Origin of the sequence: Streptomyces jumonjinensis, from assembly GCF_009600885.1 — a bacterium.
Lineage (GTDB): Bacteria > Actinomycetota > Actinomycetes > Streptomycetales > Streptomycetaceae > Streptomyces > Streptomyces jumonjinensis.
Map to the genome: position 1 here is coordinate 78,254 of NZ_VCLA01000172.1, position 23,063 is coordinate 101,316.

The window sequence follows — 23,063 nt, forward strand, 5'->3', positions numbered from 1 at the left end:
AAGTAGCGTCGTCCGCCCGGATGGGGGTCCCCCCGGGCGAAGCCCAGGGGGAGGGTCTGGCGGGGTCTGGTGCCGTGCATCGCAAGGCGGAGGAGGGAGTCCATGCGGAGCATCGGCGACCGACGACAACGCAGCGAGGTGCGGTGCCAGGGCACGGCAGACAGACGGGACTTTGAAGACACGACCTAATGTCGGTGAGCCGTACGGGAGTCGGCGGCGGCCGGCCATCGGTCATCGGAGAGGCCGCCGCGCCCGGGATCAGAGGAGTGCCCTTGTCCAGGCCGTTCCGTTTCTCTGTGAACATGCTGGCGCCGGCCGATGGCGCGCAGTGGCGCGAGAAGTGCCGCCGCGCCGAGGAGCTCGGCTATGACCTCATCCAGGTGCCCGATCACCTGGGCATGCCGGCCCCTTTCCCGGCGCTGGTGGCCGCGGCCTCGGCGACGGAGCGGGTCCGGCTGGGCACCCTGGTCCTCAATGCCGGTTTCTGGAATCCGGCTCTGCTGGCCCGGGAGATCGCCACCGTGGACGGGCTGACCGGCGGCCGGCTGGAGGTCGGCCTCGGCACGGGCTATGTGCGGGAGGAGCACGAGCGGGCCGGTATCCCCTTCCTCAGCCGCGGCGGCCGGGTGGATCATCTGCGCCGTACGGTCGAGGAACTGGACCGGCTGCTCTCCGATCCGTCGCATCTCCCCCAGGTGTCACAGCGGCCCCGTCCGCCGCTGGTGATCGCCGGGAACGGGGACCGGGTGCTGAGGCTCGCGGTGGAGTACGCGGACACCGTCGCGCTCACCGGGGCACGCGAGAGCGCCGACGGGCTGATCCCGCTGAGCCCCGGGGAGCTGGACGAGCGGATCGCCGCCTACCGCGCACTGGCCGGGGACCGGGCCGATGAGCTGGAGCTGAATCTTCTGATCCAGACCCCCACGGTCACCGACGACCCCGAGGCGGTGGTCCGGGAGCTGCTGGCGCGGACGCCGCAGCTGCGCGGGCTGACCACAGCGCGGGCGCTGGAACTGCCGGTGATGGCGATCGGGACGGCCGAGGTGATCGCGGACCGGCTGCGCGCCCTGCGCGAGCGGTACGGCTTCACCTCGTTCACCGTTCTCGACCCTTATCTGGAGTCGTTCGCTCCGGTGGTGGCGCTGCTGCGCGGGGAGTGACCGGACACGGCGGCGGCGGCCGAAACCGGTGGCTCCGGCCGAGCGGTGCGTGCTTGGCTCTGATCATGAACAACCTGCGTATACGTACCGCCGGGGCCGATGAGGCCGGGACCGTGCTCGCCTTCTGGGCCGAAGCCGCCGAGGGCACGAGCATCACGGACGATGTGGACGGCGTCACCCGGCTCATCGACCGCGACCCCGGAGCGCTGATCCTGGCCGAGCGCGACGGGAAGCTGGTGGGCTCGGTGATCGCCGGCTGGGACGGCTGGCGCTGCTCGCTGTACCGGCTCGCCGTCCATCCCTCCCACCGCCGGCAGGGGGTCGCGACGGCGCTGCTGGAGGCCGCCGAGGAGCGTTTCACCCGGCTGGGCGGGCGGCGCGGCGACGCGATGGTGCTGGAGGAGAACGACCGGGCGCAGCGGGCCTGGGCGGCGGCCGGATACCGGCGTGAGAACCACTGGCGACGCTGGGTGAAGCCGTACGTCTGAGATGCGCTGCCGGGTCCGCCTGAGGCTTCCCGCCGGGTCCTCGGCTCAGCCGGGGCCCGGCCGTCCGGATAGTCTGGTAGCACCCTTCCCGCCGTAGGACTTTGCTGATCCTTTACGATGGGGGGACCATCACTCTCCGTACGAAAGGTGTGAGCGTCCGTCCATGGACGAGCCTCCCAGTAGCAGACATCGAGCACGCCTCGCGCCCCTCCCGGATCATGGGACGGAGGTGACCCGATGACCGAAGTGCTCCTCCTGTTCGTGGCGGTGCTGCTCTCACTCGCCTGCGGCGTCTTCGTCGCGGCGGAGTTCTCCCTCACCACCGTCCAGCGCGCCGACCTCGAACGTGCCGCCGAGCGCGGCGAGCGCGGCGCGGCGAGCGCCCTCAAAGCGGTACGGGGCCTCACCTTCCAGCTCTCCGGCGCGCAGCTCGGCATCACCGTGACCAATCTGGTCGTCGGCATGCTCTCCGAGCCGTCGATCTCCAAGCTGATCCAGGGCCCGGTCGAGGATCTCGGCCTCTCCCCCTCGGTCGCCTCCTCGGTCGCCCTGGTCATCGGCACCGCGCTCTCCACGGTGGTGCTGATGGTCGTCGGCGAGCTGGTGCCCAAGAACTGGGCCATCTCCTCGCCGCTGGCCGTCGCGAAGGCCGTGGGCCCGGCGCAGCGGCTGTTCACCGCCGCGTTCAAACCGCTGATCAGCCATCTCAACAACACCGCCAACCGCATTCTGCGCCGGCTCGGCATGGAGCCGACCGAGGAGCTGGCCTCCGCGCGCAGCCCGCAGGAGCTGGTGGCGCTCGCCCGGCACTCCGCGAAGGAGGGCGCGCTGGAGGCGGACACCGCCGAGCTGTTCGTGCGCACCCTCAGCCTCGCGGAGCTGACCGCCGAGAATGTGATGACCCCGCGGGTCCAGGTCACGGCGCTGGAGGTGCAGGCGACGGCGGAGGACGTCGCCAACGCCACCCGGGCCACCGGGCTCTCCCGCTTCCCCGTCTACCGGGGCAGTCTCGACACCGTCGTGGGGATCGCCCACATCAAGGACGTGCTGGCGGTCCCGGCCGAGCTGCGCCCCCGGCGGAGCGTGGCCGAGGTGCTGCGCGAGCCGTTGCTGGTGCCGGAGACGCTGACCGTGGACAAGCTGATGGACCGGCTCGGCGGCCGGTCCACGATGGCCATCGTGATCGACGAGTACGGCGGCACCGCCGGTGTGGTCACGATGGAGGACATCGTCGAGGAGGTCGTCGGCGAGGTGCGTGACGAGCACGATCCGCATGAGACTCCGGATCTGGCTCCGGCCGGTGCGGACGCGGACGGCCGTTCGCTGTGGTCCGCCGACGGCGCGGCCCGTACCGACCAGCTGGAGCAGGTCGGTCTGAAGGTTCCGGAGGGCCCTTACGAGACGCTCGCCGGGCTGGTCGCCACCGAGCTGGGCCGTATTCCGGCAGAGGGCGACCGGATCGATCTGGAGGGCTGGCGGCTCGATGTGGTCGACGCGTCCGGGCGGCGGGCGGCGCGGGTGCTGATGCACGCGCCCCTTCCGTCGACGGCGTCCGCCCAGGGGTCCGACCGCACCGAGGGGGCCGGGCGATGATCGCGGTTCAGCTGTTCATCGGTTTTCTGACCCTGGTGGTCAATGCCTTCTTCGTGGGGGCGGAGTTCGCGCTGATCTCCGTCCGCCGCAGTCAGATCGAGCCGGCGGCGGAGGCCGGGAACCGGCGTGCCCGCAGTGTGCTGTGGGGTCTGGAGCATGTGTCGGCGCTGCTGGCGGCGGCCCAGCTCGGGATCACGCTCTGCACCCTGATCCTGGGCATCGTCGCCGAGCCGGCGATCGCCCATCTGCTGGAGCCGGTCTTCCACGCGCTGGGAGTGCCCGAGGGCGCCATCCATCCGATCTCGTTCGTGATCGCGCTGTCGCTGGCGACCTATCTTCATATGCTCCTGGGCGAGATGGTGCCCAAGAACATCGCGCTCGCCGAGCCGACGCGCAGTGCGCTGCTGCTGGGGCCGCCGCTGGTGGCCGTGGCGAGGGCGCTGCGTCCGGTGATCTTCACGATCAACGCGTTCGCCAATACGCTGCTCAAGCTGCTGCGGGTGGAGGCCAAGGACGAGGTCGCCGCCACCTTCTCGGACGACGAGCTCGCCCGGATGGTGGCGGACGCGGGCGACGCGGGCCTGCTGGACGACCGTTCGGCGGAACGGCTGCGCGATGCGCTGGAGCTGGGCCGCCGACCGGTGCATGACGTGATCATGCCGATCGAGCAGGTGGTGTACGCCGGGGTCGGGACCACCCCGGAGCAGCTGGAGCGGCTCTCCGCCGAGTCCGGTTTCTCCCGTTTCCCCGTGGTCGACCCGGGCCGCGGCATCCTGGGCTATCTCCATGTGAAGGACGCCCTGGACGCGGCTCCGCGCGATGTGGCCTTCCCGGTCTCGGCCATGCGGCCGATCGCCCGGGTTCGGGCGACGACGCCGCTGGACGACGTCCTGACCGCGATGCGCCGCAGCCGTACCCATCTGGCGGCGGTCCTCGACGAGGACGGTACGCCGGAGGGCCTGGTGACCATGGAGGATGTGCTGCGGGAGCTGGTCGGCACCCGCGACTGATCCCGGCGGCACCACGGTGAACGGCCCGGGTCCCCTCGCGGGGGCCCGGGCCGTTCGCCATGGGCCGTGATACCGGACCGAGGGACCTTACCGGCGGTAGGATCACCTCGCCATGGAGATGAGTGCCGACTACACAAGCTTTGTCGCGGTAGGCGATTCCTTTACCGAAGGCATGTCCGACCTTCTGCCGGACGGCTCCTACCGGGGCTGGGCGGATCTGCTCGCGGCCCGGCTGGCCGCCCGCAGCCCGGGGTTCCGTTACGCAAACCTCGCGGTACGCGGAAAGCTCATCCGCCAGATCGTCGACGAGCAGGTCCCGGTCGCCGCGGGAATGCGGGCGGATGTGGTGACGCTGGTGGGCGGCCTCAACGACACGCTGCGCCCGGCATGCGACATGGGCAGGGTGCGGGGGCTGCTGGAAGAGGCCGTGGAGACGCTCGCGCCGTCGTGCGGACGGCTGGTGCTGATGCGCAGCCCCGGCCGTACGGGCCCGGTGCTGGCACGGTTCCGCCCCCGGATGGAGGAGCTCTTCGCCCATGTGGACGAGCTGGCCGCCCGGCATGGCGCGCTGGTCGTGGATCTCTACGGCTCGGGGGCGCTCGGCGATCCCCGGCTCTGGGACGCGGACCGGCTGCATCTGACGGCGGAGGGGCACCGGCGGGTGGCCGAGGCGGTCTGGCAGACGCTCGGTCTCGGCGCGGAGGACGACTGGCGGTCCCCGCTGCCCCCGGCGGCCCCGGAGCGCTGGACCGCGCGGCGGGCGGCGGATCTGCGGTTCGCCCGCCGCCATCTGGGCCCGTGGATAGGGCGGCGGCTGACGGGGCGGTCCTCCGGGGATGGGCTTGTGCCGAAACGGCCCGAGCTGCTGCCGTACGAGCCGCCGTCCGCGTAGGGCGGCCCGGGGCGTGTCGGGTGGGGGCGTGTCGGGTGGGGCTCGGCCTTCGCCTCGGCTGGGACCTTCGCCCTGCCTGGGGCCTTCGCTCTGTCCGGGGCTTCGCCGTCGCGGATCCCGCCCGTGCTCTCGTAGCAACGTACAACCGGGACCGGGGCGCTGGCCTGCGTAAACCGCCAGTAGACTCTGTCCGTGTGACTGCTCTGTCTGCGAAGCCCCGTATCCCCAATGTCCTGGCCGGCCGCTATGCCTCTGTGGAGCTGGCGGCCCTCTGGTCCCCCGAGCAGAAGGTGAGGCTGGAGCGTCAGCTCTGGCTCGCGGTGCTGCGCGCCCAGAAGGATCTCGGCATCGAGGTGCCGGAAGCCGCCATCGACGACTACGAGCGGGTGCTCGACCAGGTCGATCTGGCGTCGATCGCCGAGCGTGAGAAGGTCACCCGCCACGATGTGAAGGCGCGGATCGAGGAGTTCAACGCCCTCGCGGGCCATGAGCAGATCCACAAGGGCATGACCTCCCGCGATCTGACCGAGAATGTGGAGCAGCTCCAGATCCGGCTGTCGCTGGAGCTGGTGCGGGACCGCTCGGTAGCGGTGCTGGCCCGGCTGGGCCGGCTCTCCGCCGAGTACGCCGAGCTGGTGATGGCCGGGCGTTCGCACAATGTGGCCGCGCAGGCCACGACCCTCGGCAAGCGTTTCGCGACGGTGGCCGACGAGCTGCTGGTGGCGTACTGGCGGCTGGAGGAGCTGCTGGCCCGCTATCCGCTGCGCGGGATCAAGGGCCCGGTGGGCACGGCGCAGGACATGCTGGATCTGCTGGGCGGCGACGCGTCGGACCTCGCCGAGCTGGAGCGGCGGATCGCCGGTCATCTCGGGTTCGCGCGGGCCTTCACCTCGGTCGGCCAGGTCTACCCCCGTTCGCTCGACTACGACGTGGTGTCGGCGCTGGTGCAGCTGGCCGCCGGTCCTTCCTCGCTCGCCAAGACGATCCGGCTGATGGCGGGGCACGAGCTGGTCACCGAGGGCTTCAAGCCGGGTCAGGTCGGCTCGTCGGCGATGCCGCACAAGATGAACACCCGTTCCTGTGAGCGGGTGAACGGGCTGACGGTGATTCTGCGGGGCTACGCCTCGATGACGGGCGAGCTCGCGGGCGACCAGTGGAACGAGGGCGATGTGTCCTGTTCCGTGGTGCGCCGGGTGGCCCTGCCGGACGCGTTCTTCGCCCTCGACGGGCTGCTGGAGACGTTTCTGACGGTGCTGGACGAGTTCGGCGCGTTCCCGGCCGTGATCGCGCGGGAGCTCGACCGCTATCTGCCGTTCCTCGCCACCACCAAGGTGCTGATGGGCGCGGTGCGGGCCGGAGTGGGCCGCGAGGAGGCGCACGAGGCGATCAAGGAGAACGCGGTCGCCGCCGCGCTGGCGATGCGGGAGCAGGGCGCGGAGCGCAATGAGCTGCTCGACAGGCTCGCGGCGGACGAGCGGATTCCGCTGGACCGGGCGGAGCTGGACGCGCTGATGGCGGACAAGCTGTCCTTCACGGGTGCGGCGGCCGGTCAGGTCGCGGCCGTGGTCGCCCGGATCGAGGAGGTCACCGAGCGGCACCCCGCCGCGGCCGGTTACACCCCGGGGTCGATCCTCTGAAGCCCGAGGAGGAGGCGGCTGCCCGTGACCGGGTCGTCGACGATGTGGTGGCGGACGGGCTCTCCGTACTGTTCTGCGGGATCAATCCGGGGCTGATGTCGGCGGCGACCGGCCATCACTTCGCCCGTCCGGGCAACCGCTTCTGGCCGGTGCTCCAGCGGTCGGGGTTCACGCCCCGGCTGCTGAAGCCGTCGGAGCAGCGGGAGCTGCTGACGTACGGCCTCGGGATCACCAATGTGGTGGCCCGGGCCACCGCGCGCGCCGATGAGCTGAGCGCCGAGGAGCTCCGGGAGGGCGGGCGGCTGCTGCGGGCCAAGACGGAGCTGCTGCGGCCCCGGTGGCTCGCGGTGGTCGGGGTCACGGCGTACCGCACGGCGTTCGGCGAGCGAAAGGCGCGCATCGGGCCGCAGGAGAGCCTGATCGGCGAGACGCGGATCTGGGTGCTGCCCAATCCGAGCGGGCTGAACGCGCACTGGACGACCGAGTCGATGGCGGCGGAGTTCGGACGGCTGCGGGCAGCCGCGGAGGCGTCCGTTTAGGACCTGGACCGGTGGACCGGCGCGGGCCGCGGACGGTACGGGGGCGGGGTCGGCGGCGTCGGCGGCGGTTTCCGCCGCCCGCCCGCGGAGGGGGTCGCGTTGCACCCCGTGCACCGATCGTGCACGTCATACGGCCCAGCGAGTACGATCCGGCAGACACACACGCCCGAGCTGCGCGAGCGAGGGCTGGAAGGACACATGGTGGGGCGGCTGACCGGCGGTGATCCGTCGCTGCTGCGGCGGATCAACTCCGCGGTGGTACTGCATGCGCTGCGAGGCGCCGGCTCCCCCACGCTCACGGATCTGACACGGCTCACGGGGTTGTCCCGGCCGACGGTCGAGGGCGTGATCGAGGGGCTCATCGAGGCGGGTCTGGTGAGCGAGTCGGTGCCCGAGGAGGGCGAGGCACGCCGTCAGGGCCGCCCGGCGCGACGCTTCCGGTTCCGGGTCGAGGCGGGCCATCTGCTCGGCGTGGAGATAGGTCCGCACCGGGTCGCCGCGCTGGTGTCCGGGCTGGACGGGCGCATCATCGGGGCAGGGTCCCGCGAGGTGTCGGAGAGCGCTTCGGCGGACGACCGGCTGGAGCGGGTGCGGCAGGTGATCGCGGATGTGCTGCGACGGGCCGGGGTGCCGCGGACCAATCTGCGGGCGGTCGGCGTCGGGTCGCCGGGCATCGTGGAGACCGATGGGACGGTCCGGCTGGGGACGGCGCTGCCGGGCTGGACCGGGCTGCCGCTCGGGCAGCGGCTCCAGCGCTCGTTCCGCTGTCCGGTGCTGGTGGAGAACGACGCCAACGCGGCGGCGGTCGCCGAGCACTGGAAGGGGTCGGCGAAGGACTCCGACGACGTCGTCTTCGTGCTGGCCGGGCTGAGCCCGGGGGCGGGGGCGCTGATCGGCGGACGGCTGCACCGTGGCTTCGGGGGCGCGGCGGGCGAGATAGGCGCGCTGCATCTGCTGGGGCGCGAGGCGACCCCGGAGAAGCTGCTGTCGACGACGGACGAGCCACTGCATCCGCTCGACGAGCACGCGGTGGCGCAGGTCTTCACGCTGGCCAAGCAGGGCGACGCCCGGGCCCAGGCGGCGGTGGAGCGGTTCATTCAGCGGCTGGTGCACGATGTGGCGGCGCTGGTGCTGGCGCTCGATCCGGAGCTGGTGGTGGTCGGCGGCTGGGCGGCCGGGATCGACGGTGTGCTCGATCCGCTCCGGGACGAGCTGGCGCGGTACTGTCTGCGACCGCCTCGGGTGGCGCTCTCCCTGCTGCGGGAGGCCGCGGTGGCGACGGGGGCGCTGCGGCTGGCGCTCGATCATGTCGAGGAAGAGCTGTTCGCGGTGGAGAGCACGGTGACGGCCCGCCGCTGAGCGGGGCGCTTTCCAGGGCTCGGCGCGGCGGGCCGTGCGGATGGTGCAGGGCCGTGCGGGTGGTGCGGGGTGCGTCTGTCGGGTGCGCCTGTCGTGGGGCGCCCTCGGGGATGTCTTCCACGCGGGGCGCGGCGGCTCCTGACGGCCGGGGGCTTCCCGCCGTCTCGCCGGGAGCGGATCACAGGGGCGGCCCAGGAGGCAGGGGCAGCTCGGGAGCCTCGCGGGTGGCTTGAAAGATACGGGTGGCTCTGAAGGCCAACGGGTCGCTCAGAAGCCTCGCGGGTGGCTTGAAGGATACGGGTCACTCGGGAGAGTCTCGCGAGAGGCGCGGATCGCTTGGGAGCCTCGCGGGCGGGGCCCGGAGGCACAGGTCGCTCGGAAGGGCACAGGTCGCTTGGGAGCCTCGCGGGCGTCCCGGAAGGCACAGCTCAGTCACTCGGGAGCCTCGCGAAAGGCTCCGAAAGCACAGGGGCTCAGGAGGCGCGGCGCTCCTCACCGTGGTGGCTGATCTGCACATCGCCGGAGTCCCCGAAGGTGAGCCGGCAGGTGTCGGCCCGGTAGGTCGCCAGGGTGACGGCCGCGGTCCTGCCCTGGGAGAAGTACCGGGTGGTGACGACCAGCACCGGTGAGCCGGGCAGCCGGTCGAGTTCCCTCGCGTCGTCGGCGCGGGCGGATCCCAGCTCCACCGCACGGTCCTGGCCGTCCAGATCGAGGCGCTGGAGCTCGCGGAGCACCGCGCGGGCGCGCGCCGCTCCGGAGGGCGCGTCTATGGCCGACAGCTCGGGGACCGACGACGCCGGCACGAAGAGCTGCTCGGCGGCGACCGGCTGCCCATGGCTGACGCGCAGCCTGCGCAGGGTGTACGTCTCCTCGTGCTCAGCGGTCGCCAGCATCCGGGCCACCGCGGCGGGCGGCACGGCCCTGGCGCAGTCGAAGGACTGCCAGGCGTCCTGTGCCGAGCCGGGCCAGGCGTGCTGGGTGGTGGAGACGTCCACACCCATGCGCGGCGGGGCCACGGTCGTACCGACGCCGCGGCGGCGCTGGAGCCGCCCTTCGAGTTCGAGTTGTTCGAGTGCCTGGCGCAGAGTCGCCCGGGCGACTCCGAAGCGCGCCGCCAGGTCCCGCTCATTCGGCAGGATCTCCCCTACCGTGAAATCCGAGTCGAGTGCTTCTCCGATCACCATCTTGAGGTGCCAGTACTTCGGCTCCGGCACTGATTCCAGCTGCGTGGTCCCCACCCTGATCCTCCGCAATCGCCGTGTCAGCGGCGGCTTTTCCGCGCCCTTGTTTATTAAAGGTTCCTGCACTATCTCTGCCGACCATAGGACGGCACGGGACCTTGGTCAAGACCAATCCTGCGTTTACCGCCCTGAGAAGTCGACTCGATCGGGGAAGCGTTCACAGGCTGTTAGCACCCCAGTGAAGCGCGCGCGACAGACCGCCGGTGTTTTTTCGGACAAGGGGCCTGACGTGCACAGAAGGGGATGCGGACGGGGGTTACATGGAAGTCACCCCGATGAGTTTGTCGGGATTGCGCACGATGTAGACGCACTGAATACGTCCGTCCACGATTCCCAGCTGGAGCACGGTGTCCGGCTTTCCGTCGGAGAGGACGAGCAGTGCGGGGGCTCCGTTGATCTCGGTGAGCCGGTACTCAAGGCCGGATGCCGAGCCGCTCACCGCACAGAGGAAGCGGGCGATCTTGTCCGCGCTGTACATGATCCGCGGCGGGGCCTTGGAGAGCCCGCCGCCGTCGCCGCTCAGGCGCGCGTCCTCCGCGAGAAGGGCGAGCACGCCCTTCAAGTCGCCGCCGGTCGCGGCGGCGAGAAAGCGCTCGGTCAGCTCGCGGCAGGCGTCGGGGTCCACGTCATAGCGGGGCCTGCGCTCCTCCACATGGCGGCGCGCGCGCCCCGCGAGCTGACGCACGGCCGCCTCGGAGCGCTCCAGGGCAGCCGCGATCTCCCCGTACGGCAGGCCGAATGCCTCGCGCAGCACGAACACCGCGCGCTCAAGAGGGGACAGCGACTCCAGGACGACGAGCACGGCGAGGGACACGGATTCGGCGAGAACCGTCCGTTCAGCCGGGTCGGGGATGGTATGCCCGATGTCTGTCACGATCGGTTCGGGGAGCCACGGTCCGACATAGGACTCCCGCCGGGTCTGGATCTGCCGCAGCCGGTCGATGGCGAGGCGGGTGGTGATCCGTACGAGATAGGCGCGGGGTTCCGCGACCTGCTCGCGCTCCCGGGCGGTCCAGCGCAGCCAGGCGTCCTGGACCACGTCCTCGGCGTCGGCCACCCGTCCGAGCATGCGGTAGGCCACCGCGACCAGCACAGGACGGTGTTCTTCGAAGACATCGGTCGGGAATTCGCTCACCACCCCTCCATCCCAGCCCACCGGAGAGCCTGTGTCCAGGCGGCTCCGGTGCGTCATATGTCTCCCGGCCGGAAGTGGGGGGTCGATATGCCTCTCGGCGGCGTCAGCCTCTTGAACTCGATTCTACTGGACGGTAATTGTTATTGACACACTGTCTACCGTCTCCGAACAGGGGCGACATGAGGGAGCAACACGCATGGTCGCGGACATTTCGTTCTCCATTGAGTCGCCCCAAGGCGTCCGGACGCTGTCGGTCGCGTATCAGAGGAATGGCTCGGGAGAGCCGCTCCTGCTGCTCCACGGCATAGGGCACCACTGGCAGGCATGGGAGCCGGTGATCCGCATACTGGCCGCCGAGCGCGATGTCATAGCGGTCGATCTGCCCGGTTTCGGGGTCTCTCCGCCGCTGCCCGACGGAGTCCCCTACGACCTGGCGACCGTCGGTTCGGTCCTGGGCTCGCTCTGCGCGGCGCTGGGGATCGGCCGACCGCATGTCGCGGGCAACTCCCTCGGCGGGCTGCTCGCCCTGGAGCTGGGCCGGGCCGGGCTCGTACGGTCCGTCACGGCGCTGTCGCCCGCCGGGTTCTGGAACGAGCGGGAGCGGATCTTCGCGTACGGGACGCTCAAGGCGCTGCGGGCCGGGGCGCGGTCGATGCCGCTGCCGGTGATAGAGGGGCTGTCCCGCTCGGCGGCCGGGCGGACGGCGCTGACCGGCGCCGTCTACGCCCGGCCCGCCCGGCGGTCATCCGAGTCGGTCGTCGCCGAGACCCTCGCGCTGCGGGCCGCCACCGGCTTCGACGAGACGCTCGCCGCCGGGCGGGACGTCCTGTTCGCCGACGACATCCCGGATGTGCCGGTCACCATCGGCTGGGGCGCCCGGGACCGGCTGCTGCTGCGCCGTCAGGGCATCCGGGCCAAGCGGGCCATCCCCGGCGCGCGTCTCGTCCGGCTGCCCGGCTGCGGGCATGTCCCCATGAGCGACGATCCCGCGCTCGTCGCCCGGGTGGTGCTGGACGGCAGCAGCGTCTGAGGCCCCGGCGCGGCTGCCGCCCGGGGCCTCCTCGCCGGCGACGGCGTCCGGGGCCCCGGCTCGTATCCCGCCCGCGTCACCCACGGCATCCGGCACCCCGCCCGCGTCACCCTCGGCGGCCACGGCGGCCAGCGTCCCGGCGCGGCTGCCGAACACCCCCGAGCCGAGGGCCGCGCCCGCTCCCACCAGTACGCCTCCGGCCGCCTGGGCGGCGCCGAACGTCCCCGCTCCCACCAGGGGCGCGGAGAGGGCGGCGGTGACGGGGATCAGCCCCGTGAAGAGGGTGGCGCGCTCGGTGCCGATGCGCTGGACGCCCATGTACCAGGCCACGAAGCCGATGACGGTGACCACGGCCGCCTGCCACAGCAGCGCCCATCCCTCACTCCGGTCCGGCATCCGGACGAACCCCGAGCCGTCGACGGCGAGACCGACGAGGGCGGACTCGATCGCGGCGACCGCGCAGACGCACGCCGTGAGCAGCCGGGGGCCGAGGGGCCGCAGCACGGGCGCGGCGAGCACGGCGAAGCCGACCTCCCCGGCGAGCGCGGCCACCGACCAGACGATGCCCGCCGTGTCGGCGCGGCCCCAGCCCTGGACCGCGAAGGCTCCGGCGGCGACGAGAAGGGCTCCGTACAGCACGGGACGGGTGGGGCGGCGGCCCTCGGTCAGCGGTACGAGCACGGCGACGACGACGGGCGCACAGCCGACGAAGACCCCTGGAACGGCGGGTTCCGCGGTGCGTTCGGCGGCCAGGACGGCGAGGTTGAAGCCCACCATCCCGACCGCGGCGAGCAGCGCGATCCGCCCCCATTGACGCGGGGTCAGCGCACGGAGGGGGGCGAGCGCCGCCCGGCCGCCGAGCAGCGGGAGCAGCAGCAGGAAGGCGAGTGCGTACCGTACGGCCTGACCGCCCGCGTAGGGGTAGTCGCCGAGGACGCTGTTGGCGGTGAAAGAGGCTCCGACGAGGCAGTAGGCGAAGGAGACCAGGAGCACCCCGCGCAGGGCGTGGGCGTCGACGGGGTTCTTCGGGTGGTTCATGGGGGTGACGCTAGGGACCGGGGCGGTCCCCTTTAAGGTCCACTTTCATGACGTCATCGGGGACCACTTCGGACAGCGCCGGCGAAGGTGCTTCGGCGGATTCCCGGGGAGGCGACGCGGGCGCCGTTCCGAGGGGAGCGAGTGGCGCGGACGGGCCGGGTACGGGCGGTACGGACACGGGCGGTACGGACACGGGTACGGACGGGCCGGGTACAGGTGCGGACAGGCCGGGTCCGGCGTGGGAGCTGCTGCTGCCCGCCGCCGCCGCGCCGGCCCGGCAGCGCGGGCGGGCCCTCCAGTCGGCGCTGCGCGACGCGGTCAGATCCGGGCGGCTGGCGGCCGGTACCCGGCTGCCGTCCAGCCGCGAGCTCGCCGCCGATCTCGGCGTCTCCCGGGGCCTGGTCACCGAGGCGTACGAACAGCTGACCGCCGAGGGGTATCTGCGCAGCGACCGGGGCTCGGGCACCTGGGTCGGGGAGGCGGTGCGCGCCGGGGAGAGCGCGGCCCGGGATCTCGCGCCGCGGGCGTCCGGCGCGCTGGTGGACTTCCGTCCCGGCACCCCCGACCTCTCGCTCTTCCCCCGGGCCGCGTGGGCCGCGGCGCACCGGTCGGTGCTCGCGCGGCTGCCGCATCACGCGCTCGGCTACCCCGACCCGCGCGGGCTGCCCGAGCTGCGGACCGCGCTGGCCTCGCTGCTGACCCGGCGGCGGGGGGTCGTCGCCGACCCGGAGTGCCTGGTGGTGTGCTCGGGCGTCGCCCAGGCGATGACCCTGCTCGGCTTCGTGCTGCGCGGCCGGGGGCTTAGGACCATCGGGGTGGAGGATCCGGGGAGCCCCGAGCACGGCCCGCTGCTGAGCGCCGCCGGGCTGAGCATGACCCCGCTGCCGCTGGACCGCGACGGGCTGGCGATGGAGCCGCTGCGACGCTCCGGGGCAGCGGCCGTGGCGACCACCCCCGCCCATCAGTTCCCCACCGGAATCGCCTACTCCGCGCAGCGCCGCGCCGAGCTGCTCGACTGGGCGAGAGCGGTGGACGGGCTGATCGTGGAGGACGACTACGACGGCGACTTCCGCTACGACCGGGCCCCGGTCGGCGCGCTCCAGGGGCTCGACCCGGAGCGGGTGGCGTACAGCGGCTCGGTGAGCAAGTCGCTCGCGCCGGGGCTGCGGCTGGGCTGGCTGCTGGTGCCCCGGCGGATGAGGGACGAGGTCGTCGAGCGCAAGCGCACCATGGATCTGGGCAATCCCGCGCTCGACCAGGCGCTGCTGGCGGACTTCATCGACCGGGGCGGCTACGACCGGCAGCTGCGCCGCTGTCAGCGCGCCTACCGGGAGCGGCGCGACGCGCTCGTGCACGCCCTCGCCGCGCACCTTCCCGGCACCGAGGTGAGCGGGATCGCGGCGGGGCTGCACATCATCGCCCGGCTGCCCGGGCGGTACGGGCCCGAGGAACGGCTGCTGGCCCGCGCGGCGCGGGCCGGGGTGGCGCTGCGTCCGCTGTCCGCGCATACGGCCGTACCCCCGGCCCGGGAGCCGGGAGAGCCGGGGGTACGGCTGGTTCTGGGGTACGCCCATCTCACGCCGTCCGACATCATGCGGGGCATACGGCTGCTGGCGCGGGAGACGGCGGACTGAGAGCATCCACTGTTCACCCGGGGTTCGGTCGCCCGCCGTGACCGGGCGGTAGGAATGGGTCGGCGGTCCGCACCGCATCGCCGTACCCGGTCAGCGGGCAGGGCCCGGCTCGGCGAACCGCACCGCACCGCCGGGACCGGCCAACGGACCCGGCTCGACGAACCGCGCCGAAATCCGACGACTCGACCGTTCTGGACCCTGGAGGCCACGCCGATGCCACACCGCCAGACCCCTCCCCGTACTCCTGACGCGGGCGGCGGCCCGCGCACGGCGCTCCCCGGCCGCCGCTCCCTGCTGCTCGGCACGGCCGCCGCGTCGGCGGCGCTGGCGCTGCCCGTGCTGGGCTCCGCGCCCGCGCTGGCCCTCTCCGGGCGTCCCCGGGCCGCCTGGGGTGTGCAGTCGGGCGATGTGACGGCGTCGTCCGGGCTGGTCTGGGTGCGCTCCGACCGGCCCGCGCGCATGATCGTGGAGACCTCGGCGACGGAGTCGTTCCGGGGCGCGCGCCGTCGCCACGGCCCGCTGCTCGGACCCGGCACGGACTTCACGGGCACGACGGCGCTGCGCGGGCTCCCGCCGGGCGAGCAGATCCACTACCGGGTGACGCTCGCGGACCCCGAGGACCCCCGCCGTACCGGTGAGCCGGTGTACGGAACCTTCCGTACCGCGCCCGTCCGACGCCGCGCGGACGTGCGTTTTCTTTGGTCGGGGGATATCGCGGGCCAGGGCTGGGGCATCAATCCGGACATCGGCGGCTACCGCGTCTACGAGGAAATGCGCCGGCTCGATCCGGATTTCTTTCTGTGCAGCGGCGACACGATCTACGCGGATGGAGTGATCAAGCCGAGCGTCACCCTTCCCGACGGCCGGATCTGGCGGAATATCACCACTGAGGAGAAATCCCGGGTCGCGCAGACACTCGACGATTTCCGGGGCAACTTCCGCTACAACCTCCTCGACGACCATGCCCGGAACTTCAACGCGCAGGTGCCGTCCGTGGTGCAGTGGGACGATCACGAGGTGCGCAACAACTGGTACCCGGGTCAGATTCTCGATGACCCGCGCTATACGGAGAAGCGGGTGGATGTGCTGGCCGCGCGGGCGCTGCGCGCCTTCGGCGAGTACTTCCCGGTGTCGACGCTCTCGCCGAACGGCCGCACCGGGCGTATGCACCGGGTGGTACGGCACGGCCCGCTGCTCGATGTCTTCGTGCTGGACATGCGCTCGTACCGGAACGCCAATTCCCCCGGCCGGCAGGCCGACGACCAGCAGGGAATTCTCGGCGCGGAGCAGCTGGCCTGGCTCAAGCGGGAGCTGGCGCGGTCTCGGGCGGTGTGGAAGGTGATAGCGGCGGACATGCCGATCGGGCTCGTCGTGCCGGACGGGGCGGCGAACTTCGAAGCGGTGGCGCAGGGCGATCCGGGGGCGCCGCTGGGGCGGGAGTTGCAGATCGCCGAGCTGCTGCGGTTCATCAAGCACCGCCGGATCGCGGGCACGGTCTGGCTGACCGCCGATGTGCACTACACCTCGGCGCATCGGTACGAGCCGGAGCGGGCGGCGTTCACGGACTTCGAGCCGTTCTGGGAGTTCGTCACGGGTCCGCTGGCGGCGGGCGGCTTCCCGGCCAGCGCGCTCGACGCGACCTTCGGTCCGCGCCAGGTCTTCGTGCGCGCGCCGGAGCGGGCGAATGTGTCGCCGATGGAGTCCCCGCAGTACTTCGGCGAGGTGGACATCGACGGCGGGAGCGGGGAGTTGACGGTACGGCTGCGGGCCGAGGGCGGGGCGGTGCTCTTCAGCAAGGTGCTCCAGCCGGGGCGGGTGGGGCAGTAGGGGTGGGGCAGTAGGCCCGGCCGGGCGGCCCGGTTCCACGCGGCCGGCGGTGCGGGCGTCCCGGCTCTGGAAAGCGTTCCGGCCTTCAGCCACCTGGTCCGGCGCTTAACTCATCGGTCACAAGGCGTTCGTGACCAGGCAACACGGCGCGGCCAGAGTGGCGTCATGACCCTTGTGACCGCTGTGAAGAGCGCCCGCCGCCCCCACCACCGGCGGCGGCGGGTCCCGGTCGGGCCGGCCGCCCTGTGCACCGTGGCAGCGGTCGCCGGAGCGGCCGTCCATCTGACCGGAGCCGAGCCGGGCGGTCCGTTTCCGCCGCTCCTCGCGGCCGTGGCCGTCATCGCCGTGGCCGTCATCGCCATGGCCGTCATCGCCATGGCCGCCTTCCCCGCCTGGTGGGCGCGGCATCACCGCCATGCCCCTCCGGCCGATACGGCTCACCCCGCCGATGGCGCTGGTGGCACGGAGGAGGATCGGACGGAGGGGACCGAGGGGACGGCGCTCTGGCGGATGCGTACCACCGTGCGGGACGCGCCCGGCAGCCTCGCGGCGCTCTGCACCGCGCTCGCCTCCCTCGGCGTCGACATCCTCACCCTCCAGACGCATCCGCTCGCCGAGGGGACGGTGGACGAGTTCCTGCTGCGGACGCCCGCCTCGATCCCGGCCCGGCGGCTCACCGACGCGGTGGCGGCGGCCGGGGGCCGCGACACCTGGACCGAGCGCGCCGACCCCCACGATCTGGTCGACACCCCGACCCGGGTGCTCGCTCTCGCCACCCGTACGGCGCTGGACTCGGCCGAGCTGCCGCTCGCGCTGCGCCGGCTGCTCGGCCGCTGCACCGTTCACTCCCGCCCCGCCGTCTCTCCCGCCGGCCGTCCCGCCGGGGATCTCCCTCCCGTGGAAGGAGTGCTGGAGGAGACGGTGATGAGGCTGCGCGATCCGAGCGGCGGCGAGCTCACCGTGGAGCGGCCCCATCTGCCGTTCACCCCGGCCGAGTTCGCCCGGGCCCGGGCGCTGCTGGAGCTGGACGCCCGGCTCGGGGCCCGGGTTCCGCGCCACCGGGACGTGCTCACCCTCCCCGAGGGCGGTGAGATCACCGTGCGCCGGGCCGATCAGCGCGATGTCGCGGCGGCCAAGGCCATGCAGGAGCGGTGCTCCGACCGGACGCTGAGACAGCGGTACCACGGGTCCTCCGGCGACGCCCACCGCTATCTGGACCATCTGCTGAGCCCGCGCTTCGGCCGGAGTCTCGCGGCACAGACCGAGTCGGGCCGGCTGGTCGCCCTCGGCCATCTGCTGTGGGACGGGGACGAGACCGAGCTCGCGCTGATCGTGGAGGACTCCTGGCAGCGCCGCGGGATCGGCTCCGAGCTGCTCGGCCGGCTGATCGGGCTGGCCCGGGAGGCGGGCTGCGGCCAGGTGTACGCGGTCACCCAGTCGTCCAACACGGGGATGGTCGCGGCGATGCGCGGCCTCGGTCTGCCGCTCGACTACCAGGTGGAAGGGGGCGTCCTGGTCGTCACCGCCCAGCTGGCCGGAGCGGGCGCGGAGCCGGGCCCACGGCTCGAAGAGGCCGAACGCTGAGCACCCGCTCTCCGTGCGGGCGCGTCCGCACCCCAGCGGGCTGATCGGTACCTTCAGCGCTTCACCTTCACGGAACGGGCCCGCGCGCTTCCCGGCGGCGGGGCCTCCGATCAGCCGGTGGGCTGCCAAGAAGCAGGGATCCGGCCAGTGAACCGGCGCGTGACCTGGCCGACTACATGCCTCGATCAGACGATGGTGACGCAGACCCCCCACTCGTATGAGGATGTGTGCATGTCAGTAATCTCCAGCAACCTGCTGCCCCGCCAGGTCGCCGACGCCTATGTCGACGCGCTCATCGAACTCGATCCGACCATCGGCACCTATCTGGGAGTCAGGGAGAGTTCGGGCTTCCTTCCCGACTACTCGCCGGCCGGTCAGGAGCAACGCGCCGAACTCGTCAGGGAGACCCTCGCCCGGCTCGACGCCGCCGAGAAGCAGCCGGGTGCCGAGAGCGCCGTCGAACGGCGCTGCGGCCGGCTGCTGCGTGAGCGGCTGACGGCCGAACTCGCCATGCACGAAGCGGAGGAGTGGCTGCGCAGGGTGAGCAATCTGCGCTCGCCCTTGCACTCCGTACGCGAAGTGTTCACCGTGACCCCGACCGGGACCGAAGCGGACTGGGCCGCCGTGGCCCAGCGGCTGCGGGCCGTGCCCCGCGCGCTGGCCGGTTACCGGGAGTGCCTGGAACTGGGCCTGGAGCGCAAGCTCTTCGGCGGCCCCCGGGCCACCGCGACCAATATCGGCCAGATGACGGAATGGATCGGTACGGACCGCAGCTGGTTCGCGGAGTTCGTCGCCGACGGTCCCGCCGCGCTCCGCGCCGAACTCGACGGCGCGGCCGGGGTCGCCACCCATGCCCTGGCCGAACTGCGCGACTGGATGCGCGATGTGTACGCGCCCGCCGTCGCGGACGCGCCGGACACCGTGGGCCGGGAGCGGTACGCCCGCTGGTCGCGCTATTTCAACGGCACCGATCTCGATCTCGACGAGGCGTACGCGTACGGCTGGGCGGAGTACCACCGGCTGCTGGCCGAGATGAAGACCGAGGCCGAGAAGATCCTGCCGGGTTCGGGTCCCTGGGAGGCGCTCGCCCATCTCGATGTGCACGGCCGGCATATCGAGGGCGTCGAGGAGGCGCGGCGCTGGCTCCAGGCGCTGATGGACGAGGCGATCGAGGCGCTCGACGGCACCCATTTCGAACTGGCCGAGCGGGTACGGAAGGTGGAGTCGCGGATCGCTCCCGCGGGCAGTGCGGCGGCGCCGTACTACACCAGCCCGTCGGAGGACTTCTCCCGGCCCGGCCAGACCTGGCTGCCGACCATGGGCGCGACCCGCTTCGCCGTGTACGACCTGGTGTCGACCTGGTACCACGAGGGGGTGCCGGGCCATCATCTCCAGCGGGCGCAGTGGGTGCATGTCGCCGACCAGCTCTCCCGCTACCAGGCCACGATCGGCGGGGTGAGCGCCAATGTCGAGGGCTGGGCGCTGTACGCGGAACGGCTCATGGACGAGCTGGGATATCTGCCCGACCCGGAGCGCAGGCTCGGCTATCTGGACGCGCAGATGATGCGTGCCTGCCGGGTGATCGTGGATATCGGCATGCATCTGGAGCTGGAGATTCCGATGGATTCGCCGTTCCATCCCGGTGAGCGCTGGACCCCCGAACTGGCCCAGGAGTTCTTCGGCGGCCACAGCGGCCGTCCGGCGGACTTCGTGGAGAGCGAGCTGACACGCTATCTGTCGATGCCGGCCCAGGCCATCGGCTACAAACTCGGCGAGCGGGCCTGGCTGCTGGGCCGGGAGAACGCGCGCGCGGCGCACGGTGACGCCTTCGACGCCAAGGCCTGGCACATGGCGGCGCTGTCGCAGGGCTCGCTGGGGCTCGACGATCTCGTGGACGAGCGGTCGAAGCTGTGAGCACGGGCTGAGGGACGGCCGGGGGCTCCGCCGCGCACCAGAAGACCCCGGCCGTACGCACTTGGGTTCCAGCGGCGGGCGGGCTCCCGGCGGCGGCGGTCCCGGGCGTACGCGCGGACGGGTCCCCGCCGTGCCCGCCGAGGGCGCCGCCGCGCGGGAGACCCCGGTCGTCAGCGGCGGAACCCACCCTCGGAGTCGATGACCTGGCCGGTGATCCACTCGGACTCGTCCGTCGCCAGCCAGGCGATCAGCCGCGCCGGGTCGTCGGGCATCCCCCAGCGTCCGCTGGGGAACATGCCGGCGATGGCCTGGTAGTCGTCGCCGTCCATGTAGTCCGTGTCCACCGGGCCCGGGTTGACCGTGTTGACGGTCACCGCGAGCGCTGAGAGCTCGGTGGCGAGCGACCGGGTCGCGGATGCCAGCGCGCCCTTGGCCAGCGCATACGCCAGCTCCGTGGGCATTCCGCCGGCGATGTCCTGGCCCGAGGTCATCATCATGACCCTGCCGCCCGGGGTGCGCGGCGGCAGGGCGGCCCGCAGCCGTGCGTACTCCTGGATCAGCAGGATCACCGAGCGGGTGTCGACGGCCCAGTGGCTGTCGAGCATCTCCGCGTCGATCTCCAGCAGCCGGCCGTCGGCGCCGCTGCGGGCGTGGTTGGCGACGAGGACGTCGATCCGGCCGCCGAGCGCCTCGGCCGCCTCGGCGATGAGCCTGGCGGGGGCGGCGGCGTCGGAGAGATCGCCGGGGCCGTGGCAGACCCGGGCGTCGGGGTCCGCGAGCGCCGCGCGCACCCCGGCGGCCACGGCTTCAGGGCCTTCGGGGTCGGCGCCCCACGGCTGGGACGCGTCATGCGGCACATGGTGGTGGAGATAGACGCTGGCGCCGTACGCGGCCAGCCTGCGGGCGACCGCGTAGCCGATGCCGCCGCGCCGGCTGGCCCCGGTGACCAGCGCGGTCCGGCCCCGCAGGGGAAGCGGGTCGCGGCGCAGGGATTCGGGGTGGGGGTGAGGGATTCTCGGCATAGGCCCCCACCCTGTCGAAGACCGGACGGGCTGTCACATGATTTTCCCCGCCGCGGCCACCGGCTCCGCGGCCCCCGGTTCCCCGCCCGCCTGCTCCCGCCCGTCACCGGTCCACCCGCCACCGGTCCGCCCGGTTCAGCAGCCGCAGTCGTCCGTGCCGGCGGGGGCGGGCTGAGTCGGCCGCGCCGGGGTGCTTCGGGGCTGGGGCCCTTGCCGGGTCCGGGTGCTTCGGGGCTGGGCGGGGGTGCTTGAGGGTGCGGGTGCGGGTGCTTCGGGTGGGTGCGGTGTGCTGGGGTCCGGGGTCCGCTCCGGGGTGGTGCCGGGACTCATGATTTACGGCGCGTTTCCAGTCCCTGTTTAATGACGGGCCTCCTCCGCGCCACAAATCACGCTTTACGTCCCGGCACCACCCCTGCGCGGCCCCCTCCCATGAGACCTCAAACCCGCCCGCCCGCCGTCCATCCCGGGTGATCAGCGCGGTCGGCAGATGGACCGCGCCGGGGACATGCCCCTGGTCCCAGGAGGCGGTGGAACGGGAGTCGACCACGGTGAATCCGGGGTCGACTCCCAGGGCGAGCGCAGCGGCGACGTCGGAGACGTCGGCGTGACAGGCCAGGCTCGCGGAGAAGTACGCGGCGGCAGCGGCGGGCGCGGCGGGAGGGACGCGCAGAACGGGGTTCACGGTGAGCGGACTCGTTGTCATGGCTGAGAATCTATGGCCGGTGATCGGTCCCGCTGAAGGGGAATTCCCCGGGGAACGTCTTGATCCGCCATGCATCGCCCTGTTGTCTATGAACTATGAGCGGATATTCACCGGACGCCACGGACTGGCGCATTCTGGCGGCCCTGCAACGCGACGGCCGGGCCAGCTTCGCCGAACTGGCGCGGACGGTCTCCATGTCCGCGAGCGCCGTGACGGAGCGGGTGCGGCGGCTGGAGGAGGCGGGCGTCATCGCGGGCTATACGGCGGTGGTGGACCGGGAGCGGCTGGGGCTGCCGATCCTGGCCTTCGTCCGCCTGCGCTACCCCAACGGCAACTACAAGCCGTTCCACGATCTTCTGGAGACGACTCCGGAGATCCTGGAGGCGCACCATGTGACCGGTGACGACTGCTTCGTACTGAAGGTCGCCACCCGGTCCATGAACCATCTGGAGGAGGTCACGGGCCGTATCGGCGCCCTCGGCTCGGTCACCACCAGCATCGTCTACTCCTCACCGCTGCCGCACCGGGCGGTCAGCCGCTGAGCGGACGGCCGCCGCCCGGCGGTCAGCCGCCCAGCGGCGCGGTGCGCAGCCGGACCGTGGAGCCGTGGCGCTGCTTGACCACTTCGAGCTGGGTGGGGATACGGCGGCGCAGATCGGCGACATGGCTGACGATGCCGACGCTGCGGTCCCGTTCCCGCAGGGAGTCCAGTACGTCGATGACCTCGTCCAGGGTCTGTTCGTCCAGGCTGCCGAAGCCCTCGTCGATGAAGAGGGTGTCCAGTCGCACTCCCCCGGCCTCCTCGGTGACCACATCGGCGAGGCCCAGCGCCAGCGCCAGCGAGGCGAAGAAGGTCTCACCGCCGGAGAGGGTCGCTGTGTCGCGTTCGCCGCCGGTCCAGGAGTCCACGACATGGAGCCCGAGACCGGAGCGTCTGCCGCCCGAGCGGGCGTCGGAGTGCACCAGGCTGTAGCGGCCCTGGGACATCCGCCGGAGCCGTACGGTGGCCGCCGCCGCGACCTGTTCGAGCCGGGCCGCCAGCACATAGGACTCCAGGCGCATCTTCCGCTCGTTGTCGGCGGAGGTGCCCGCGGTGAGACCGGCGAGCCGGGCGACCCGGTCGTACTCCTCGCGCAGCGGTCCGAGAGCGAGCGACTCGGCGGCGGCCCGCTCCGACAGCCGGCCGAGCTCACCGCACCGGTCGCACGCGGCGGCGTACGCGGACACGGCCTGGCGCAGCGCCCGTTCGGCGGTCTC

18 protein-coding genes and 2 pseudogenes are annotated in these 23,063 nt (G+C 72.3%); 14 read left to right on the top strand and 6 right to left on the bottom strand.

The annotated features are described in order from the left end of the window. The first annotated feature begins 272 nt into the window (after positions 1-272). From FF041_RS26540 to FF041_RS26575, 8 genes are all read left to right on the top strand, one after another. Positions 273-1,160: an LLM class F420-dependent oxidoreductase gene (locus FF041_RS26540; RefSeq protein ID WP_153525183.1), complete on the top strand. Its 888-nt coding sequence runs from the start codon at positions 273-275 to the stop codon at positions 1,158-1,160. Between the two features lie 65 nt (positions 1,161-1,225). Beyond that, the gene (locus FF041_RS26545) at positions 1,226-1,648 is read left to right on the top strand and encodes a GNAT family N-acetyltransferase (protein WP_153525184.1); all 423 of its coding nucleotides are present in this window, start codon (positions 1,226-1,228) and stop codon (positions 1,646-1,648) included. 237 nt (positions 1,649-1,885) lie between these two features. Beyond that, on the top strand, positions 1,886-3,241 hold the full coding sequence (locus FF041_RS26550; protein WP_153525185.1) for a hemolysin family protein: 1,356 nt from the start codon (positions 1,886-1,888) through the stop codon (positions 3,239-3,241). Further along, positions 3,238-4,251 (top strand): hemolysin family protein, encoded by a 1,014-nt coding sequence (locus FF041_RS26555; protein WP_153483986.1) that lies wholly within the window; start codon positions 3,238-3,240, stop codon positions 4,249-4,251. The genes FF041_RS26550 and FF041_RS26555 overlap by 4 nt, the downstream gene beginning before the upstream one ends. Before the next feature lie 112 nt (positions 4,252-4,363). After that, entirely contained in the window at positions 4,364-5,143 is a 780-nt protein-coding gene (locus FF041_RS26560) for an SGNH/GDSL hydrolase family protein (protein WP_153525186.1), read from the top strand. A gap of 194 nt (positions 5,144-5,337) precedes the next feature. Continuing rightward, positions 5,338-6,780, top strand: a complete 1,443-nt coding sequence (gene purB, locus FF041_RS26565) for an adenylosuccinate lyase (protein WP_323392777.1) — start codon at positions 5,338-5,340, stop codon at positions 6,778-6,780. A 44-nt stretch (positions 6,781-6,824) separates the two neighbouring features. Further along, positions 6,825-7,319, top strand: coding sequence for a G/U mismatch-specific DNA glycosylase (gene mug, locus FF041_RS26570; RefSeq protein WP_323392779.1), 495 nt, complete (start codon positions 6,825-6,827; stop codon positions 7,317-7,319). A 201-nt stretch (positions 7,320-7,520) separates the two neighbouring features. Beyond that, on the top strand, positions 7,521-8,678 hold the full coding sequence (locus tag FF041_RS26575; RefSeq protein ID WP_323371781.1) for an ROK family transcriptional regulator: 1,158 nt from the start codon (positions 7,521-7,523) through the stop codon (positions 8,676-8,678). A 473-nt stretch (positions 8,679-9,151) separates the two neighbouring features. On the opposite strand, the gene FF041_RS26580 is transcribed toward FF041_RS26575, so the two are convergent. Both FF041_RS26580 and FF041_RS26585 read right to left on the bottom strand, forming a co-directional pair. Next, positions 9,152-9,916 carry a GntR family transcriptional regulator gene (locus FF041_RS26580; protein ID WP_323392781.1) on the bottom strand — a complete coding sequence of 255 codons (765 nt, stop codon included), beginning with the start codon at positions 9,914-9,916 and terminating at the stop codon, positions 9,152-9,154. A gap of 259 nt (positions 9,917-10,175) precedes the next feature. Further along, on the bottom strand, positions 10,176-11,057 hold the full coding sequence (locus FF041_RS26585) for an RNA polymerase sigma-70 factor (protein ID WP_323392783.1): 882 nt from the start codon (positions 11,055-11,057) through the stop codon (positions 10,176-10,178). A 193-nt stretch (positions 11,058-11,250) separates the two neighbouring features. Between FF041_RS26585 and FF041_RS26590 the strand changes: the two genes are divergently transcribed. After that, on the top strand, positions 11,251-12,084 hold the full coding sequence (locus FF041_RS26590; protein WP_153525189.1) for an alpha/beta fold hydrolase: 834 nt from the start codon (positions 11,251-11,253) through the stop codon (positions 12,082-12,084). Positions 12,085-12,741: 657 nt separating this feature from the next. Here the strand turns inward: FF041_RS26590 and FF041_RS40785 are convergent. Next, positions 12,742-13,122 (bottom strand): annotated as a pseudogene (locus tag FF041_RS40785) (EamA family transporter); the annotation flags it as partial. Between the two features lie 47 nt (positions 13,123-13,169). Between FF041_RS40785 and pdxR the strand changes: the two are divergent. The 4 genes from pdxR (at position 13,170) to FF041_RS26615 (ending at position 20,081) form a co-directional block, all read left to right on the top strand. Next, complete coding sequence (gene pdxR, locus FF041_RS26600; protein ID WP_228388642.1) at positions 13,170-14,756, top strand: MocR-like pyridoxine biosynthesis transcription factor PdxR; 1,587 nt, start codon at positions 13,170-13,172, stop codon at positions 14,754-14,756. Positions 14,757-14,969: 213 nt separating this feature from the next. Then, a complete protein-coding gene (locus FF041_RS26605; RefSeq protein WP_153525190.1) occupies positions 14,970-16,583 on the top strand; it encodes an alkaline phosphatase D family protein in 1,614 nt (537 codons plus the stop codon). 165 nt (positions 16,584-16,748) lie between these two features. After that, a complete protein-coding gene (locus FF041_RS26610) occupies positions 16,749-18,167 on the top strand; it encodes a GNAT family N-acetyltransferase (protein ID WP_153525191.1) in 1,419 nt (472 codons plus the stop codon). 231 nt (positions 18,168-18,398) lie between these two features. Beyond that, the gene (locus tag FF041_RS26615) at positions 18,399-20,081 is read left to right on the top strand and encodes a DUF885 domain-containing protein (RefSeq protein WP_153525192.1); all 1,683 of its coding nucleotides are present in this window, start codon (positions 18,399-18,401) and stop codon (positions 20,079-20,081) included. A gap of 170 nt (positions 20,082-20,251) precedes the next feature. Here the strand turns inward: FF041_RS26615 and FF041_RS26620 are convergent, their stop codons facing one another. Together FF041_RS26620 and FF041_RS39420 are read right to left on the bottom strand one after the other, a co-directional pair. Further along, positions 20,252-21,103, bottom strand: a complete 852-nt coding sequence (locus FF041_RS26620) for an SDR family oxidoreductase (protein WP_153525193.1) — start codon at positions 21,101-21,103, stop codon at positions 20,252-20,254. A 451-nt stretch (positions 21,104-21,554) separates the two neighbouring features. Continuing rightward, positions 21,555-21,806, bottom strand: a pseudogene (locus tag FF041_RS39420) (rhodanese-like domain-containing protein); the annotation flags it as partial. A 95-nt stretch (positions 21,807-21,901) separates the two neighbouring features. On the opposite strand from FF041_RS39420, the gene FF041_RS26630 reads away from it, so the two are divergent. Further along, positions 21,902-22,348 (top strand): Lrp/AsnC family transcriptional regulator, encoded by a 447-nt coding sequence (locus FF041_RS26630; RefSeq protein ID WP_153525194.1) that lies wholly within the window; start codon positions 21,902-21,904, stop codon positions 22,346-22,348. A gap of 22 nt (positions 22,349-22,370) precedes the next feature. Here FF041_RS26630 and FF041_RS26635 read toward each other — a convergent pair. After that, a partial coding sequence (locus FF041_RS26635) for an SbcC/MukB-like Walker B domain-containing protein (RefSeq protein ID WP_323392786.1) occupies positions 22,371-23,063 on the bottom strand: 693 nt, incomplete at its 5' end.